This window comes from Aliivibrio sp. SR45-2 (genome assembly GCF_963890165.1).
Lineage (GTDB): Bacteria > Pseudomonadota > Gammaproteobacteria > Enterobacterales > Vibrionaceae > Aliivibrio > Aliivibrio salmonicida.
In genome coordinates, this window is the sequence record NZ_CAWPRC010000183.1 from 1 (window position 1) to 18,748 (window position 18,748).

Genomic DNA, 18,748 nt, shown 5'->3' on the forward strand with positions numbered 1-18,748 from the left:
CGCACAGTTGATAAGACCGATCTGAACACCTTTAATGTCAGATGTCATATTAAATAAACCAACTTGAACATGTGAATCATTTGAAAGGTTTGCAACACCAACATCAACCATTGTGTAACCTTCTGAGTAGTTTACTGCAGAAAGGTTAGCACCAGTCACATCGTTCGTAATGTTAACAAAACCTAAGTTAGCACCAACATCTTCGCCTTTATGCCAATTGAATAAGCCAAAAGATGCCCCAGTCATGTTGCCATTAACTTTGTTTGCACCAATAAACAGAGGGAAGTTTACACCAGTTAAATTATCACTTTCAGACATACCTAATGCGAAATCGACACCAGTTACATCACCCGTTTTGCCATGTAAAGCGGCAAGGCGAACACCTTTAACTTCACTTGCTGCAGGGGCATTAAAGCCATTTAATGATGAGAACATCACAGGCGTACTATCAGCCATTACTGCTGATGACATTAACGATAATGCAGCACACGTACCAACTAAAACTTTATTCATAATATTTCCCTTCATTATTTTAGGATTACTAAGATCTATTTATTCGATTTATATGTATCATGCATCGCATAAAGTTTATGCAATAGTTCATAATATACTCTGTTCGAATGATAAATAAAGGTTCTCATTCAAAATATCTATTGGATTATTATATTTAAGTCAATCACTTAATTTATAACATCATCAATATTTTGATTGCCGATATGACGAACATCTTTACCTTTTACAAAGTAAATAATGTATTCACAAATATTCTGACAACGATCGCCAACTCGTTCAATTGCTCTTGCAGCCCACATCACTTTCATGACACTTGGAATCGAACTTGGGTCTTCCATCATATATTTAATTAATTGACGTATTACGGCTTCATATTCTTCATCAATTTTATCATCAAACTTGTACGCTTCTGTTGCGGCTTTTACATCCATACGAGCATATGCATCAAGTACCGAGTGCATCATTTTGACTGATTGTCGACCAAGAGCTTCGAGTGATACTAATAATGAATGCTGTTTATTCGTAAAATTTTCTAATGAAACTTTGGCTATTTGAGAGGCCACATCGCCAATACGCTCAAGATCAGTGATGGTTTTAATAATTGCCATGACCAAACGCAAGTCACTCGCGGTAGGTTGGCGCTTAGCTATAATTCTAGTACAAGCTTCATCAATCGCCACTTCCATGGCATTCACTTTGTGATCTTCATGCATTACCCGCTTTGCCAGCTCGGCATCGTGATTATGCAACGCTTCAAGTGCGTAGATAAGCTGTTGCTCTACCATTCCCCCCATGGTTAATACATGGGTTCTAATGGCTTCAAGCTCGGTGTTAAATTGGCCTGAAATATGTCGACCAAGTTGCATGGAATGTCCTTATTAAGGTAAGTAAATCGAAACGTTTAGCCGTAACGACCTGTAATGTAATCTTCAGTTTGTTTGTGTTTTGGAGAGGTGAAAATTGTATTCGCATTACCATATTCAACCAATTTACCTTGGTTAATAAAAGCGGTGTGATCACTAACTCTAGCCGCTTGTTGCATGTTATGCGTTACAATAACTACCGTATATTTACTTTTCAATTCGTAAATAAGCTCTTCAATCGTCAAAGTTGAAATAGGATCCAATGCTGAAGTTGGTTCATCTAATAACAAAACTTCAGGTTCAATAGCAATCGCTCTGGCAATAACTAAACGCTGTTGTTGACCACCGGATAATCCAAATGCATTCTCATGCAAACGATGTTTTACTTCGTCCCATAATGCAGCAGCTTTTAAGGCTTCTTCTACCGCTTCATCTAATACTCGCGCTTCTTTAATCCCTTGTAAACGTAAACCATAAACTACGTTCTCATAAATAGACTTAGGAAACGGATTTGGCCGTTGAAACACCATTCCAACACGACGACGTAACGATGGGATGTCAGTATTTGGTTGATAAATATCATCACCAAACAATTTAATTGAGCCACTAATCTTACAATTATCGACTAAATCATTCATTCGATTAATGCAGCGTAACAGAGTTGATTTACCACAACCTGATGGACCAATAAATGCCGTTACTTGGCCTTTTGGTATACGCATATCAATATTTGAAAGCGCCGATGCTTTGTCGTAAGACAAACTCAGATTATTGATCTCTATCGCTGTACTTTCATCAGCTAAATCATTGACATCCATTGATGATAAAAAAGACAGATCTGGTGATAATGAATACATATAACTACAACTCCAACGTTCTGTATTTTTCTCGTAAATTATTACGAATCGCGATAGCGGTTAAGTTCAAACCAATAATCACAGTCACTAATAAAAAGGCCGTGGCATACACAATTGGTCGAGCAGCTTCTACATTTGGGCTTTGAAAACCAACGTCATAAATATGATAGCCAAGGTGCATGAATTTTCGGTCTAAATGCAAATAAGGCGCAACGCTATCAATCGGCAATGATGGTGCAAGCTTTACCACCCCGACCAACATTAATGGGGCAACCTCTCCTGCTGCCCTTGCTACTGCTAGAATTAATCCCGTCATTATCGCAGGACTGGCCATCGGTAACACAATTTTCCATAAGGTTTCAAATTGAGTTGCCCCAAGCGCTAACGAACCATGACGAACTGAATTAGGGATACGACTTAAGCCCTCTTCTGTAGCAACAATAACAACGGGCAATGTGAGAATCGCCAACGTAAGTGCTGACCATAATAGACCAGGAGTACCAAACGTTGGTGTAGGTAATTGGTTTGAGTAAAATAATTGGTCAATCGTTCCACCAACAACATAAACAAAAAATCCCAACCCAAAAACACCATAAACAATAGAAGGAACACCCGCTAAATTGATAACGGCAATCCGAACTAACCGAGTTAATATATTTGGCTTTGCATACTCATGTAAATAAATAGCCGCGATCACCCCTAATGGCATCACGATAATTGACATCAATAACACCAATAAAATGGTACCAAAAATAGCAGGAAAAACACCGCCTTCAGAATTCGCTTCACGTGGAGGCTCAGATAAAAAGTCATATAATGTATTTACCCAATGAGAAAGCTGTTCACTTAAGGTCATTGCGTTTGGGTACCAAATATTAACGACATTATCGCTGCTTAATAAATAAGATTTATTTTGGCTGTCTTTTAACACTAAATAACTTTGAGTTAGCTGATTTGAAATCGACGTTAGCTCTTCCGTTAATGTTTTCTCTTTTTGTGTAAATTCATCATTCGACAAATTTAACGCAGGAAGATCGTCCAATAATTTATATAACTTGTGTTGTTCTTGCTCTAATAAATCTATTTTTGCTTTTTCACTTTTCACCCAAGATTCGACTTGTTGGCGAGTAAGTTCTAAACCACTTGAGGCTTTAATTATTGTCCCAAAAAACTTACCGTGCTGAACTCTATCGACCACCACTAAGTCTTTTGGTTTGCTCACCGATGCTATTTGGTCTCTGTCTAAGCTAATAAAGTCAAAACCATTGACGTCTCTGTTGCCGACTTTAATCACTAAACGTTCTTTTTTCTCCGTATTATTACTGTGGATTTTTTGCACGTCATAAAGTTGCCCAATAACAACATTACCTTCTACAGTCTTCCATTCTTGCAAAGACGTAGGCCAAAAATAAGATAACCCTTTCCAACCGATAAGCAATAAGATCCCAAGCACGGTGATCATACTGATGCTTACTGAGCCAGCCGTTAACCATATCCAAGGTGATCCTGATTTAATCCAATGCTTTATTTTCATTTAAATCAGCCTACAAACTACGATATTTTTCGCGTAACCCTTGGCGAACCCACTCCGCCAACGAGTTCACAAAGAAAGTGAAAACAAATAATAAAAAGGCCGCTAAAAAGAGCATTCTAAAGTGTGTACTTCCCATTTCAGATTCAGGCATTTCAATCGCGATATTCGCAGCCAGTGTTCTCATGCCCTCTAGAATGTTTCCGTCCATGATTGGTGTATTGCCTGTCGCCATTAATACGATCATCGTTTCGCCTACGGCACGCCCTAATCCCATCATCACGGCAGAAAAGATACCCGGACTTGCAGTTAATAACACCACTTTAGTTAACGTCTGCCATTGAGTGGCACCGAGTGCTAATGACCCTTCAGATAAATGCTTAGGAACAGAGAAGATCGCGTCTTCTGCAATGGTATAAATAGTAGGAATAATAGCCGCTCCCATGGCTAAACCAACGACCAATGCATTACGTTGATCGTAACCTAGCCCTTTATCACCAAGGTAATTTCTTAAATCCCCGGCAAAAAACCACCCTTCAATAACATAACCATAGTTAAATGTAAGATAACCGACACCAATCAGAGCAGGGATCAATAAAATGGCATGCTGACCACGAGGCAGCCTTCTCATTATATGAGCAGGTAAAATATGCCAGATAAAGGCAATAATCATCATGCTTAAGGGAAAAAGTATAAATAGGCTAAATACGGCGGTTAAGTTATTTTCGATGATAGGTGCTAGCCAAATTCCCGCGAGCAAACCAATAATAACAGTTGGTAAAGCCTCCATAATTTCAATGGTAGGTTTAACATAACGACGTACATTCGCTGACATAAAATACGCAGTATAAATTGCGCTACCAATCGCAATTGGACCCGCAAATATCAACGCATAAAATGCGGCTTTTAACGTACCAAAAGCCAGTGGCATTAAACTGAATTTAGATTCAAAATCATCATTAGCTGCGGTTGATTGCCAAGTATACGTTGGCTCAGGATATCCTTCGTACCACATTTTCCCAAACAATGATTGTACGCTCACTTCAGGATGAGGGTTGGTCACACTAAAGCATTCCCATCCCTTGTCCGTTAAAACAATTAATTTCTCGGCGTTCGGTGGTTGAGTAACAGCTAGTACTTTATTATTAAACAGATGTTGGCTGAATAATGTTTTTTCTGTCGTCGTATGAATAATGGATAACTGACCTTCAGTATCAATCACGCTCACCCCTTTTCGGTAAACTTCAGGGGCTAATTGTGCTATTGGAGCATCAAACGAGAACGAACGAATAGACGTTAATGAGCGTTTTTCATTATTAATCGTATCAAACCATTGAGACACACTACCATCGGAAAACTGGATTAATACCGAGTTTGCCCCAGCTAACAATGTTAATTTTTGCGCGACGCCATTAAGAGTAATCCTCTCTCGCAATTCTGCGTTATGATTTTTTAATGTCCATACTTGGAGTTCATGCTCAAACAATAAATAAATGAAATCGTTATTTGGTGTAATGACCATAGAAAGCAATCCTTTGGTACTGCCCATCGCTTTAAATTCAATCGCTTGTGCTTTCCAAATAGTTTCCCCTGTCATTTTATTTACAGAACCATCTAGCTCCACACCCAAAAATCGTTCATCTTGAGTTTTGGCTAAAATAACACCTTCAATGGGGGTTAAACTTAACGCTAATTGTGTCAGTGGTTGTTTTTTATCATCCACTTGAATTGATGGAAAAGGCGTAAACTTCTCAACAAAGGGGATAAGTTGTCGCTTACCATTTTTATAGTTGGTCTGAAAACCTATCTGAGAAAATGTCACTTTCCCTTTATCGTCACCAAAAGCAAACCAATCTTGGCTTTCGATAGTGGCCGTAAATGTGGTTGGATGTTCAACAATTTGTTGTTCGCTAACAAATTCGTTATTGGTTAAATCAATAAATTGCACCTTACCACTGTCATCAATACGATAAACCATTTTACCTTGTTCATCAGAGCCAATCGCTAACGTCGCATTCGAGTATTGAGCTGCATATTGATGAGACGGTTCAACAGAGACTGGCGTAAAAATGGGGGCAATAACAGCAAGTAAATAAAAACAGATAAGCATAAGTGCCGCAATGATCCCTACGCCACTGGATTTCACCCAAACACGTATAATCAGATCAACAATACGACGTTGTTTATCTCTAGTGATCTGATTAGGTTTGGCGTATGCCATGATGGGTTAACCTCTGTTTTCTTATTGATATTAATAAATATGGGTGACAACTGAATGACAATAAACGCTCATCATTCCTGATTCTTTAATTTACTTAATGTAAGTCCAATTTCGATAATTCTTGCAAAACAAACCGTTCAGAAAGCGCAATATATCCGTCTTGTTCTACTCTTAGTTGCCCTTCTTCTGACAGCATATAACGAATAAATTCAGCATCAAGTTTCGGTAATTTAGCCGTAGGCGGCTTATTTATGTATAAATATAAAAATCGAGCTAACGGATATTGACCATTAATAATATTATCGGTCGTAGGATTAATATAATCGGTTCCATCTCGACTGATTGGTATCAATTTAACGCCAGACATTTTATATCCCACCCCAGAATAACCAATGCCATTCAGTGAGGCTGAAACCCCTTGAACCACAGACGCAGAACCGGGTTGTTCGTTAACATTAACCTTGAAATCGCCATCACATAAGGCGTTATTTTTAAAATAACCGTAAGTGCCTGACACTGAGTTTCGACCAAACAATTGAATTCTATGTTTTGCCCAACTTGTTGTTAATCCAAGATCTTGCCAACGATTAATCGGTTTTACGGCTCCGCAACGTAACGTAGCTGAAAAAATGGCGTCGAGTTGGGTAAAATTAAGCCCTTGAATTGGGTTATCTTGATGAACAAAAATTCCGAGAGCATCAATAGCGACTCGGATTTCAGTGGGAGGGTAACCAAATTGTCTTTCAAAAGCCGCTTTTTCACTTTGCCGCATTTTTCTGCTCATAGGACCAAATTGTGCGGTGCTTTCGATTAAGGCTGGCGGTGCAGTAGATGAGCCAGATGCTTGAATTTGAATATTAACGCGAGGGTAAATACGTTGAAAATCTTCTGCCCATAATGTCATCATGTTCGCTAAAGTATCAGATCCTATCGACGATAAATTCCCCGAGACACCAGATACTCTCTCGTAATGAGCCAATTTCCCATCATAAGCCATACCATTATTAATAACGCATAGCCAAAGCAGTGCCACAGGGGTGAATACCTGATACCACTTACGCTTCGTGCTATAAAATCCGTTCATTATTATCTACTTTAGAATGAGTTTTTTCGGTAATACAAACGAGAAAGTGCTCCCTTTACCCAGCTTGCTTTGTATTTCTAATTGCGAATCATGATGGCTAAGCGCATGTTTTACAATAGCTAATCCTAAACCACTGCCACCAGTTTCTCTTGAGCGTGCTTTATCTACTCGATAAAAACGCTCCGTTAAACGATGAATATGTTGCGCTTCAATCCCTTGTCCGCTGTCTGTAACTTTAAGTTTCGCTCCCGCAGAAGAAAGACGCCAATCAATGACGATATTTGCACCATCGGTTGTATGCTTAACCGCGTTGTATACCAAATTAGAAATCGCGCTTCGTAATTGATCTTCATCGCCTTGAACTTTAAGCAAGCGATCAATATTAAACGTAATGTTATGGTTTCTATCACCACTTAACGCCTGTGCTTCTTTCTCTAAAATATCAAGCATTGCCGGTACATCAACTTCATCTTCTAGCATCGATGTTGCGGCGGCTTCAATTTTAGAAAGCGTTAATAGTTGCTCAACCAACCCTTCCATCCGAGTTAATTGTTCAGTCATGACTCCATGCGCTCTATTCCACATAGGGCCAACAAGCATGTCTGGATCTTCTGACATTTCTAAATAACCACGAAGCACCGTCATTGGTGTACGTAGCTCATGCGATACATTGGCAAAGAAATTACGGCGCATGCCTTCGAGTTGCTTGATTTGAGTAACATCACGTACCACCATCAAGTACTCACCTTCGCTGTAAGGTGCGATACGTATTTCTAACGTTTTATCTGAATTAATTGGCGATGGCATATCCAATGGAATATCAAATTGCTGCGCCAATAAATACTGAACAAAATCAGGGGGTCTAATTAAATTCGTTATCGGATGACCCGAATCTTCAGGCCAACGAAAACCCAATAGCGATTGCGCTAAAGAATTACACCACACAATGTTACCTTCATGACGAAATACCACCACGGCATCAGGCAATGCTTCTGCCCCTTGTCGAAATCGTCGAATTAAAACAGATAACTCTTTACGGCGTTTTTTATGACGCTTTTGTAAACGATAAGTTTCATCAAAAATAGGCTCCCAACTGCCAGAAGCAGAGGGTGGGGTCGCTTTTCGTCCTTCATGTAACCAACGAGACATTTTAATTTGATTGTGCAAATGCCAAATCAATAAAATAAACGACGCGAGAAACAACAATGGCCATAAGGCATCAAATAAGTACCCTACAATAATCCAAGGGACATAGAAAAAAGCCAATTCTCCAACTAGCTTTTTCCATGACAGACGCTCAACCATTTAGCCTACCTTTACGTTAATTATTGACTGTTATGCGCATTGCACAGAAAAACGGTAGCCAGCACCACGAACCGTTTGAACCAAACGATCATGCCCTTCTGTTTCTAGCGCTTTACGAAGACGACGAATATGAACATCAACAGTGCGATCTTCAACATAAACGTTAGTGCCCCATACATTATTCAATAACTGTTCACGGCTATATACACGTTCTTGATGCGTCATAAAGAAATGCAGCATTTTAAATTCTGTTGGTCCCATGTCTAACGGCTTATCATTTGCCGTCACTCGATGAGAAACCGGATCAAGTTTTAATCCTTGAACATCAATTAATTCTTCAACAGAAGTCGGTGAAACACGACGAATTACCGCTTTTAAACGCGCCATTAATTCTTTTGGTGAGAATGGTTTTGTTATGTAGTCATCCGCCCCCACTTCAAGGCCACGCACTTTATCTTCTTCTTCACCCCGAGCGGTTAACATCACAACAGGGATCTTTTTCGTAAATTCATCACGCTTAAGATGTTTGATTAAATTAATGCCAGAGCCACCAGGTAACATCCAATCCAACAAAATTAAATCTGGGTAGGGTTCGCAGAGTAAAGCAAGCGCAGTATCATAATCTTCCGCTTCAATTGGTTCGTATCCTTTCTGCTCTAATACAAAGCACAGCATCTCACGAATTGGCGCTTCATCTTCTACGACAAGTATCCTTCTAGACATTATCTTTACCTAATTTAACCAACAAAATTTATAACGCTATTATTAAAGGTAATTATGACACTTTTGTGACTATTGAAAAGAAAAGTTCATAATTTCATCATTGAATTTCAACCTTGTGGCCATTTCCTTAAAATCCCGAAAACTCTACAAGCATAATGCGTCAAAATCTCCTATCATAAGCGGACTTAAAAAAGACAGGAATTCAGCAGCATGATGATGTGGTTTAAAAATTGTTTAATTTATCGTTTTACTAAAGAGATTGATATCAATCCTGAGCAACTTGAAAAACAACTGAACGATTTCCGTTTCACACCTTGTGGCAGCCAAGATATGCAAAAATTTGGCTGGGTAACAGCAATGGGACGTCATGGCGATATGCTGACTCACGTAGCAAGCAACAACATTCTTATCTGTGTTAAGAAAGAAGAAAAAATGCTTCCGGCTTCTGTAATCAAAGAATCAATGAACGCAAAAATTGATGCGATGGAACTTGAACAAGGTCGTCCTCTTAAGAAAAAAGAGAAAGACTCAATCAAAGATGACATCGTGATTGATTTACTGCCTCGTGCATTCAGCAAGCACCAACAAACGTATGCGTTAATTCTTCCTGAATCTGGTTTTATTATTGTTGATGCTGGCAGCTACAAAAAAGCAGAAGATTTATTAGCATTACTGCGTAAATCTATTGGCAGCTTACCTGTTGTTCCCCTAACGGCCACTCAACCGATTGAGAATGCATTAACCGAATGGGTTAAAACAGGCGTCACTCCTCAAGGTTTTGAGATGGGTGAAGAAGCAGAATTAAAAGCGATTTTAGAAGACGGCGGCGTGATCCGTTGTAAACAACAAGAATTAGTGTGTGATGAAATTCACGCTCATATTGATGCTAACAAAGTTGTGACTAAATTAGCGCTAACATGGCAAGACCGTTTAGAGTTTATCCTTGCGGATGATTTATCGCTAAAACGCCTTAAATTCAGCGATGATGTAAAAGATCAAAACGAAGATATTGGTTTTGAAGATAAAGCCGCTCGTTTTGATGCTGATTTCTCTCTAATGAGTTCAGAGCTTGACGCTCTACTGCCTGATCTTTTCAAAGCACTTGGTGGCATTGAAGAGAAAGAGTAACTTTAGAATAAAAAAGGGTGGTTTGACATCATAATCAAGCCACCTTTTTCTCCTCGATACTCATGTATATCATCATTCATGAGAAAGGGCAGAATAAATCCAATCAGGAATAACCGCACAAGCAGCAATAGTAAATACAGCAAAAACTAATAAGCCATAATGACTTGGCAACGGTTTCGAAAATAACTGCTTTTGACCATCAATAAACACCTTCTGTTCAGCACTAATACTTCCCCAACAACGACTGACGAACACGCCTAAAACAAGAAAAACACACGTTCCAATCGGCGCATACCAAGGCCATGATATTTCCATCGACATTGTACCTAAAACAGAAAGAATACTCCCTAAGCTACCTACGATAACCCCCTTCTCGTTTGCCTTTTTAAAAAACAATCCAAGAACAAATGAACCGAGCCGGATACCAACAAAAATCGATGTGAAACCAGCAATGGCTTTTAATACCGATTCATTAGATACCGCAAATAATGCCGGGATAACAACAGAGGTGGCCGCCAATAAGCTCATTCTTCGTGCAATTAATTCATAATGAACCGACGATTCATTAGGTTTAAAAAAACGCTTATACAGATCAAACGTAGCGACCGTTGCCATCGAGTTATAGGTCGAATCTAATGTCGACATCGCAGCCGCAGCCAACGCAGAAATAATAAGGCCGACAACAATAGGATTTGTATGATTAAACACAAAATCCAAAATAACTTCATTGCTGTTTGTGAAATGTTGGTCTTGATAAAACACACTTAACAAAGCGCCAATAATGGCAAAGAATAAATACACAAAAAAAGCACCATACCCACAAAGTAACATGGATTTTTGAGCTGTCTTTTCACATTTTGTTGCCAACGTACGCTGAATAATCAGTTGATTCGTTCCATATACGCTTAAATGTAGAAAGCTCACGGCAATCACACCTGCCCATAATGTTGTGTCTACCCCAAAATTAAACTCAAGATTAATAATATTAAGATGTTCGCGAGACACTGCGCTCGGCGTATTAATTTCTATCAATAGAAATACAAAAATACAAAGACTGCCCACAAGTAAAACGGCAGACTGCAATACATCAGTCCAAATAACCGTAGAGATGCCACCGAAATACGTATACACCGCCGTAAATACACTCATCGCGATGATTGCTTCCGAAATATTAATCGGCAAAACTTGCACCAAAATCAACGCGACCGCATAAAGAACAATCCCTGATGAGATACATTGAACTAAAATGAACACCATTGAATTGATGGTTCTAGCATACACGCCAAAACGAAGCTCTAAATATTCATAGATCGACGTTAATCCAAGTTTATAAAACACAGGAACAAAAAAAATCACCGTAAAAAAGATAACAATGGGATAGTTAAGATGAATACTCATCACTTCCATTCCAGAGCTATAAACCCACCCGGGCATGCCCACAAATGTCATTGTACTAATGTAAGTTGCCAGTATCGAAACACCCGCGGTAAACCAGCCAAACTGCTTCCCCCCAGTGGAGAAGTCCCCTGCTTTACTATGGCGTTTATTCACAAGATAACTGATGAACATGGTCGAAAACACATAGATCGCCACCACCACAAAACTTGAATACGTAACCATTTATAATTATTCCTGTCTTCCTGAGAAAATGATCAGCACCAATATTACTTAAAATTCATCCAATTTAATCAAACCACAATAACAAACGTGATAAAAATCACTAACAAGTGCTGAAAAAGCACACAGTAACGATAAGACATAGCCATAATGAGATCATGATCTCTAAAAAAGAAAAAATGGGTACGCACCCATTTCAAACTCGACTTGGATCACGATCTTTGATCTCTAAAAAAACTATGATTCACCCTAAAAGTAAATCATCAAAACGCACCGTTCTATCAGTGCTGAAATAAAACTAACTAATGGATTAAATAAGGTTTGATAAAGATGACTACCAAAAAACACATGAGTGAAGTCCCAATAGCCCAAAGAATAACAGCCTATTTAGCCATTCTTGTTGGCTATTTTTTCTACTGCTATAACTTTGTAATTATTGATTATGTTCGCCCTTATATCGTAGAGGCCTACGATGGTATTAGCCTTGCTGACACCGCACAATTCTATACTTGGCAATCAGTTGGGGCTCTTATTGGTGCGTTGAGTTGTGCTTGGGTTGCTTCCAACTTTGGTAAAAAATCGACATTAATCGTGATCACCGCTCTCAATGGTGGCGCAACAATTCTCAATATGATGTTTACCGATTACACCATGTGGGCACTAATGCGATTCATCATCGGTATTTCACTTGGTGGCTACTTCACTGTTGCGGTGAGTTTAATGATTGGCCTTTTCACACCAACGGTACGAGGAAAATTAACCGCATTCGCTTCTTCAATGTTCTCTGTCGCTCTAATGGTCATGGGCGCTTACGCGGCCTTCATTACCAGTATTGATGCTCCTTGGCAGAGCCTAATGTGGGTTGGTGGTATTCCTCCGTTAGTCGCCGCTGCCATTATGATTTTTATTCTACCAAACGATAAAAAGATCATTGCTTATGGTGAAGAAAGCGAAAACGACGCAACAAATAATGACACTCCAGTGAAAAAAGGGACCTGGGGCGAGATGCTAAGTAAGCCTTATCGCACAATTACCATTACTTGTTTATTACTGGCTGGCCTGAACTTTTATGGATATCAATTTTTTAGTGGCTTTGTAACAACTTACTTACGCGACGTTCGCCAATTTGACGGTGCAACCATTGGTATGATTTTCTCAATATCTGCATTTGGTTCATTATTTGGTGCTTGGATATGGGGAGCCGTCGCTGATAAATATGGCCGTAAAGTAAATGCTTTCGGCTTCATTCTTGCCGGAATTATGGTGTCAATTTTCTTTATTGCGCCAAGTGACGTCATGATTGGTAGTTTAAATATGCTCGCTCTATTAGGGCTTATATACAACTTTGGACTTTCTGCATCTGCCGTATGGGGAGGATATTTTTCTGAACTGTTTCCCGCTCATCTGCGCAGCTACGGTGCTGCACTCTTTCATGGTGGTCGTATTATCGGAATGTGGGCTCCAATGGTTCTTGTTTTTATTCAAGAGCGTTCAAGCCTTGAAACTGCAATGTGGGGGTCTCCAATCATCTGGATCTTAGCGGGTCTGCTGTGGTTATCACTACCTGAAACGTTGAAAGATGGCATTTTTGATAGAAATAAAAAGCGAAAAACAGCACAAGCCTAATTCAAAATAAGTTACTCACAATCAAAATAAGCGAGCTTCATTAAGCTCGCCAATATTAAGAGAGAAATAAGATGTCTAAATATCAAGAAGCAAAACGAATCGTTCGTGCATATTTTGATGCGATAGAAAACGCAACTCACGAAAATGTATCCGACATACTAAAAGAACACACTTCTGACGATTATTTATGGCGCAGTGTTTATCCATTTCGTGAACAAAAAGGGGCACAAGCTGCTGCAGATACTTTTTGGTCGCCGATACTAAAATCAATGACACGCATGCAACGTCGTCAAGATATCTTCATCGGTGGTAATAACGAAATTAATCCAGATGAAATTTGGGTAATGAGTATGGGCCACTTTATGGGTCTATTCGATGCTGAATTTTTAGGTATGCGCCCTACCGGAAAAATAATGAATGTTCGTTATGCTGAATTTAACTGCGTTCAAAATGGAAAAATAACGAAAACAGGTCTTTTCTTAGATCTTTTAGGCATGATGGACCAAGCTGGTTGCTATCCATTACCCCCTTCAACCGGTAAGCATTTTGTTTATCCTGGACCACGCAACCATGATGGTCTGTTGTTTGAAGATGCAGCACCAGAAGAAGGAATTGCAACGCTGGCATTGGTGAATAAAATGGTCGATGACCTTTCAGCCCTTAATGACAGTGGTGCAATGGGATGCCCTCCTGAAGTCTTAGCAAAAAGCTGGTCTAAAGATATGATTTGGTATGGTCCTTGTGGTATCGGTGCCTCTTACACCATCCCTCGCTACCAACAACAACATCAATTACCATTCCGTAATAACTTAAAAGATAAAAAATTCAATGGTCACGTCTGTCGCTTTGCTGAGGGAAATTTTTCGTGTTTCTTCGGATGGCCAAATCTATCAAATACGCCAACAGGTGGTTTCTTGGGTATGACTGGCGGCGAAGTGCGTGCTGATATGCAAGTCGTCGATGTGTATTACCGAGATAACGATAAACTGTCTGAAAACTGGGTATTAATCGATCTCCCTTATTGGCTAAAACAACAAGGCTTAGATGTTTTTGAACGAACTCAAACAATCATGAATCCTGAGCTGTAATATACCCAAAATAACGAATAATCTTTTAGATTATCGCAACCTTATCCGGTGTGTGCCTTGTCATAAATGAGGCACTTTCCCATCACCGTTTAGACGCTGAGTTTATGAATACCATTTTATTCTATGGTAGACTCTAAGCAACTTAATTGACTGATAATCAATAAAATATGACTCTTCCAAAATCAATGATAACGTCTAAAGATGTAGCAAAACTTGCCGGAGTTTCTCAATCTACGGTTTCTCGTGTTTTTATTCCTGGTAGCTCCGCATCAGAAAAAACAAAGCAAAAGGTATTTGAAGCAGCAAAAACCCTAAACTACCGACCGAATGCATTTGCCCGTAGTTTAACGACCAATGAATCGAAACTTATTGGTTTAGTTTTTCCTGATGCCGACTATCCAATCCACATGAAAACACTGCAATTAATCTCTAATGAATTACAGAAAAAAGGATTTTCAGCCGTATTGATCCCATGGCAAATAGATGAAGATAAACAACATTCAATTCCTAATATCTTTCAGTACCGAGTTGATGGTGTCATTGCCGCTTCAGCAACGCTCAACAAATCGTTATACGAAGAATGTGAAGAATTCAATATTCCTATTATTCAATACGCCCGAGTAGTCGAAGGAACAAAAAGCAGTTATGTCATTAGTGATAACTACACCGCAGGTCAAATAGCTGCTCAACATTTTCATAAAAGCAATGTGAAATCGGCATTATATTTAACTGGTGAAGTACCTACATTTACTAACGACGAACGTAAATTTGGTTTTTGCACGACTTTCGAAGAATTAACTGGGAATAAAGCTCAAGTAGTCGAAGCAACTTATGATTATTCTGATTCAATCGATACTATTCGACAATTATTTTCTCAACCTCATCGACCTGAAGCTATCTTTTGCGCGACGGATAATTTAGCGATGGCAGTCATGGATGTGGCTCGTTTAGAGTGCGGCTTACGCATACCAAAAGATCTTCAAGTAATTGGATTCGATAATATTCCTCAAACCGAGTGGCTAAATTATCAACTCACGACCTTTAAACAAGATTTTCAACGTTTAGCACGTGAATCCGTTAAGATCATTGTAGATCAGATAGAAAACAAAAATACAAACCTAGTAAGATTAATGATACCTGTCGCTTTTGTTGAACGAAAAACGACAATACAAAGTTAATTGAATCACATCAAAAAGAGATAAGGCCTTTATAAACACTAAAGATCATATCTCTAGCACTTCCCTTCCTTTCCATGTAAAATCCGGCCTCCTTCATATCCATGAGATATGACCTGACCTGAGATCAGAATACAACATTGGGAAGCAATCATGTTTAAACCAGAACTACTTTCGCCAGCTGGCAGCCTTAAAAATATGCGTTACGCGTTTGCTTACGGTGCTGATGCTGTCTATGCAGGCCAACCACGTTACAGCCTTCGTGTTCGTAACAACGAATTCAACCATGAAAACCTAGAGATCGGTATTAACGAAGCGCATGCGCAAGGTAAAAAACTGTATGTGGTATGTAATATCCAACCACATAACTCAAAGTTAAAAACCTTTATTCGTGATTTAACCCCTATCGTAGCAATGGGCCCTGATGCCTTAATCATGTCTGATCCTGGTTTAATCATGATGGTTCGTGAAGCTTTCCCTGAGGTTGTTATTCACCTATCAGTTCAAGCTAACGCAGTTAACTGGGCAACCGTGAAGTTCTGGTCAACTCAAGGTGTTGAGCGTGTGATCTTATCTCGTGAATTATCACTAGAAGAAATTGAAGAGATCCGTGAAAACTGTCCTGATACCGAATTAGAAATTTTTGTACACGGTGCATTATGCATGGCGTACTCTGGTCGATGCTTACTTTCTGGCTACATGAACAAGCGCGATCCAAACCAAGGCACATGTACAAATGCATGTCGTTGGGAATACAAAGCTGAAGAAGCAAAAGAAGACGAAAACGGTCAAATCGTTGAAGCTAATCCTACCGGTGTTGAGATTCAAGACGTGGAAGTTCAAGAAGAACGTCCTGACAATACATTAGGTTTAGGCAAACCAACTGACGAAGTGGTTCTTCTTTCTGAAGCACACCGCCCTGAAGAGAAAATGGCTGCATTTGAAGATGAGCATGGTACTTACATCATGAACTCTAAAGATCTTCGTGCTATCCAACACGTAGAGCGTCTAACCAAGATGGGCGTTCACTCGCTTAAAATCGAAGGTCGTACTAAGTCTTTCTATTACTGTGCGCGTACTGCTCAAGTATATCGCAAGGCGATTGATGATGCGGTTGCTGGTAAGCCATTTGATGAAAGCCTAATGGGGACACTAGAGAGCCTAGCTCACCGTGGTTACACAGAAGGTTTCTTACGTCGTCATACACATGATACATACCAAAACTACGATTACGGTTACTCTATCTCTGATTCTCAACAATTCGTTGGTGAATTTACGGGTAAACGTCGTGGTGATTTAGCGGAAGTTGATGTTAAAAACAAATTCCTAGTGGGCGACTCTGTTGAGATCATGACGCCACAAGGTAACTTAACCTTCACGCTAGAAATGATGGAAAACCGTAAGAGTGAAGCCGTTGATTCAGCGAAAGGAAATGGCCACTTTGTGTTCATCCCTGTTCCTGCAAACGTAGATTTAGAATACGGTCTATTAATGCGTAACTTACACACGGGTGAAGACACTCGTAACCCACACGGTAAGTAAGTAATGGCGTTATTGATCAATAAAAAATGCATTAACTGTGATATGTGTGAGCCTGAGTGTCCAAACGAAGCGATCACCATGGGCGACAAGATCTACGAAATCAATCCCGATCTTTGTACTGAATGTAAGGGACATTACGAAGTCCCTACGTGTCAGTCAGTTTGCCCGATTAACAATTGCGTTATTTCTGATCCAAACAACATAGAAACGGATGATCAGCTATTAGAAAAATTTGTGAAACTTCAAGGTCTCGCCTAGTTTTTACTGCTCTTCTTGTTTCACTAAAAATGCCCAATGACCGTTAAATGTCATTGGGCATTTTTGTATCTTAACGGTGTGTTTCTTATTTCTTGATAAGTCCATACGGCTTACCAATAAATATGTTCGGTTCATTTTGAATAGTGGGAGCGGCATGTGGTGTCTGCCAATCGAGTAACATTATCGCCAATACATTCCGATGTTCACCATCCGTCAAATCTGTACCTTCAGTCGTTGATGGCACCATGTTTTTTTGGCGATTAATATCATCTTGAATGTGTTTTTGTGTTTTATAAACAACAGGATCATTCTCTAATCCGGCCAATAAAAACGTAATTCCAACCTCTGAAATAATATCTTCTTTCGAACGTTCTAAAATTATATCGATGTTATTTCTAAGATAATCGTATATCCATTGATGATCCGATTCTTTTAAAGGAAGTTGATAGTACTTTGAATCCGCCAACAGTATATGAGTTAAACCGTAAATTTTATTGCCAAATTGCTGTTGAGATAATCCGGCGTCTTTATCATCTGGATACGCTAATTTAAATGCCTCAATAAATTCATCAACCACATCTTGCTCGCCTAACTGGCGCAACCAATACACTTGATTAGCAAGTTGCGCTGCCCACGCCTTTATCATTGCTTCGTTCGTTGCGTACTTCTTAAAGTCATAATGACGAATGATTTCTCGCAGCTCTTTATCATTACGATGTTTTAAGCCATATTCATCCGCTCTTGCCATCGATCCTAAAAGATCAATACCAAGATATAGATACTCAGGCATCGTTTTCGTTGCTTGATAACGAAGGATACTGCGACTATCGCTCTCATCAATATAACTATTTAACCGCTTATTAGCGTAGGCTTCTATTTGTTTTTTTGTATGCACCTCAGTTGAAAACTGATTCAAACGACTGGCCACTCTCGCCATATCTGACCATATAGCGGATGAGTATTTCGGATCCATCGTTTGACGATACATACGCAATCCATAATGACCCGCTTTAAATGCTGGCAACGTATAGAGTTGGCTTTCATAAGTATGGCGAATAGAGGCGGCATCTTGCTCAAAACTGGGCGTTGTTCTCCCACCTTCCATAATTTCAGCTTGAGAAAGTGGCACAATAAAAAATGAAACCATGAATAGCAACGTTTTCAATCTACACGCAAACATATTATCTCCGCCAATTATTTTTCATGTCTTATAATTT

The 18,748-nt window shown here is 39.4% G+C and carries 16 protein-coding genes; 6 read left to right on the plus strand and 10 right to left on the minus strand.

Translation table 11 applies throughout. From position 1 onward, the window contains the following. The 8 genes from AACV33_RS17025 to phoB form a co-directional block, all read right to left on the minus strand. On the minus strand, positions 1–513 hold a 513-nt coding region (locus AACV33_RS17025), incomplete at its 3' end, for a VC2662 family protein (RefSeq protein ID WP_182699437.1). 167 nt (positions 514–680) lie between these two features. After that, positions 681–1,379, minus strand: a complete 699-nt coding sequence (gene phoU / locus AACV33_RS17030) for a phosphate signaling complex protein PhoU (protein ID WP_017021247.1) — start codon at positions 1,377–1,379, stop codon at positions 681–683. Positions 1,380–1,414: 35 nt separating this feature from the next. Next, positions 1,415–2,233: a phosphate ABC transporter ATP-binding protein PstB gene (gene pstB / locus AACV33_RS17035; protein ID WP_012550936.1), complete on the minus strand. Its 819-nt coding sequence runs from the start codon at positions 2,231–2,233 to the stop codon at positions 1,415–1,417. 4 nt (positions 2,234–2,237) lie between these two features. Beyond that, positions 2,238–3,767, minus strand: coding sequence for a phosphate ABC transporter permease PstA (pstA, locus tag AACV33_RS17040; protein ID WP_220488524.1), 1,530 nt, complete (start codon positions 3,765–3,767; stop codon positions 2,238–2,240). A gap of 10 nt (positions 3,768–3,777) precedes the next feature. Beyond that, positions 3,778–5,985 (minus strand): ABC transporter permease subunit, encoded by a 2,208-nt coding sequence (locus tag AACV33_RS17045; protein WP_182699438.1) that lies wholly within the window; start codon positions 5,983–5,985, stop codon positions 3,778–3,780. A gap of 94 nt (positions 5,986–6,079) precedes the next feature. Then, complete coding sequence (locus AACV33_RS17050) at positions 6,080–7,069, minus strand: PstS family phosphate ABC transporter substrate-binding protein (RefSeq protein ID WP_017021250.1); 990 nt, start codon at positions 7,067–7,069, stop codon at positions 6,080–6,082. A gap of 6 nt (positions 7,070–7,075) precedes the next feature. Continuing rightward, on the minus strand, positions 7,076–8,374 hold the full coding sequence (gene phoR, locus AACV33_RS17055) for a phosphate regulon sensor histidine kinase PhoR (RefSeq protein WP_012550940.1): 1,299 nt from the start codon (positions 8,372–8,374) through the stop codon (positions 7,076–7,078). Positions 8,375–8,404: 30 nt separating this feature from the next. After that, on the minus strand, positions 8,405–9,097 hold the full coding sequence (gene phoB, locus AACV33_RS17060; RefSeq protein WP_182699439.1) for a phosphate regulon transcriptional regulator PhoB: 693 nt from the start codon (positions 9,095–9,097) through the stop codon (positions 8,405–8,407). A gap of 216 nt (positions 9,098–9,313) precedes the next feature. On the opposite strand from phoB, the gene rdgC reads away from it, so the two are divergent. Continuing rightward, positions 9,314–10,225 carry a recombination-associated protein RdgC gene (gene rdgC, locus AACV33_RS17065; RefSeq protein WP_026025370.1) on the plus strand — a complete coding sequence of 304 codons (912 nt, stop codon included), beginning with the start codon at positions 9,314–9,316 and terminating at the stop codon, positions 10,223–10,225. Between the two features lie 72 nt (positions 10,226–10,297). Here rdgC and AACV33_RS17070 read toward each other — a convergent pair whose 3' ends face one another. After that, positions 10,298–11,845 (minus strand): sodium:solute symporter family transporter, encoded by a 1,548-nt coding sequence (locus AACV33_RS17070; RefSeq protein WP_182699440.1) that lies wholly within the window; start codon positions 11,843–11,845, stop codon positions 10,298–10,300. A 327-nt stretch (positions 11,846–12,172) separates the two neighbouring features. Between AACV33_RS17070 and AACV33_RS17075 the strand changes: the two genes are divergently transcribed. The 5 genes from AACV33_RS17075 (at position 12,173) to AACV33_RS17095 (ending at position 17,531) form a co-directional block, all read left to right on the plus strand. After that, positions 12,173–13,468, plus strand: coding sequence for an MFS transporter (locus AACV33_RS17075; protein WP_182699441.1), 1,296 nt, complete (start codon positions 12,173–12,175; stop codon positions 13,466–13,468). A 71-nt stretch (positions 13,469–13,539) separates the two neighbouring features. After that, positions 13,540–14,556 carry a nuclear transport factor 2 family protein gene (locus AACV33_RS17080; RefSeq protein WP_017021254.1) on the plus strand — a complete coding sequence of 339 codons (1,017 nt, stop codon included), beginning with the start codon at positions 13,540–13,542 and terminating at the stop codon, positions 14,554–14,556. A gap of 167 nt (positions 14,557–14,723) precedes the next feature. Continuing rightward, the gene (locus tag AACV33_RS17085) at positions 14,724–15,734 is read left to right on the plus strand and encodes a LacI family DNA-binding transcriptional regulator (RefSeq protein WP_017021255.1); all 1,011 of its coding nucleotides are present in this window, start codon (positions 14,724–14,726) and stop codon (positions 15,732–15,734) included. A 150-nt stretch (positions 15,735–15,884) separates the two neighbouring features. Next, entirely contained in the window at positions 15,885–17,273 is a 1,389-nt protein-coding gene (gene trhP / locus AACV33_RS17090; protein ID WP_017021256.1) for a prephenate-dependent tRNA uridine(34) hydroxylase TrhP, read from the plus strand. 3 nt (positions 17,274–17,276) lie between these two features. Continuing rightward, a complete protein-coding gene (locus AACV33_RS17095; protein ID WP_012550947.1) occupies positions 17,277–17,531 on the plus strand; it encodes a YfhL family 4Fe-4S dicluster ferredoxin in 255 nt (84 codons plus the stop codon). 85 nt (positions 17,532–17,616) lie between these two features. On the opposite strand, the gene AACV33_RS17100 is transcribed toward AACV33_RS17095, so the two are convergent. Continuing rightward, on the minus strand, positions 17,617–18,678 hold the full coding sequence (locus tag AACV33_RS17100; RefSeq protein ID WP_065611606.1) for a DUF3541 domain-containing protein: 1,062 nt from the start codon (positions 18,676–18,678) through the stop codon (positions 17,617–17,619). Between the last annotated feature and the right edge of the window lie 70 nt (positions 18,679–18,748).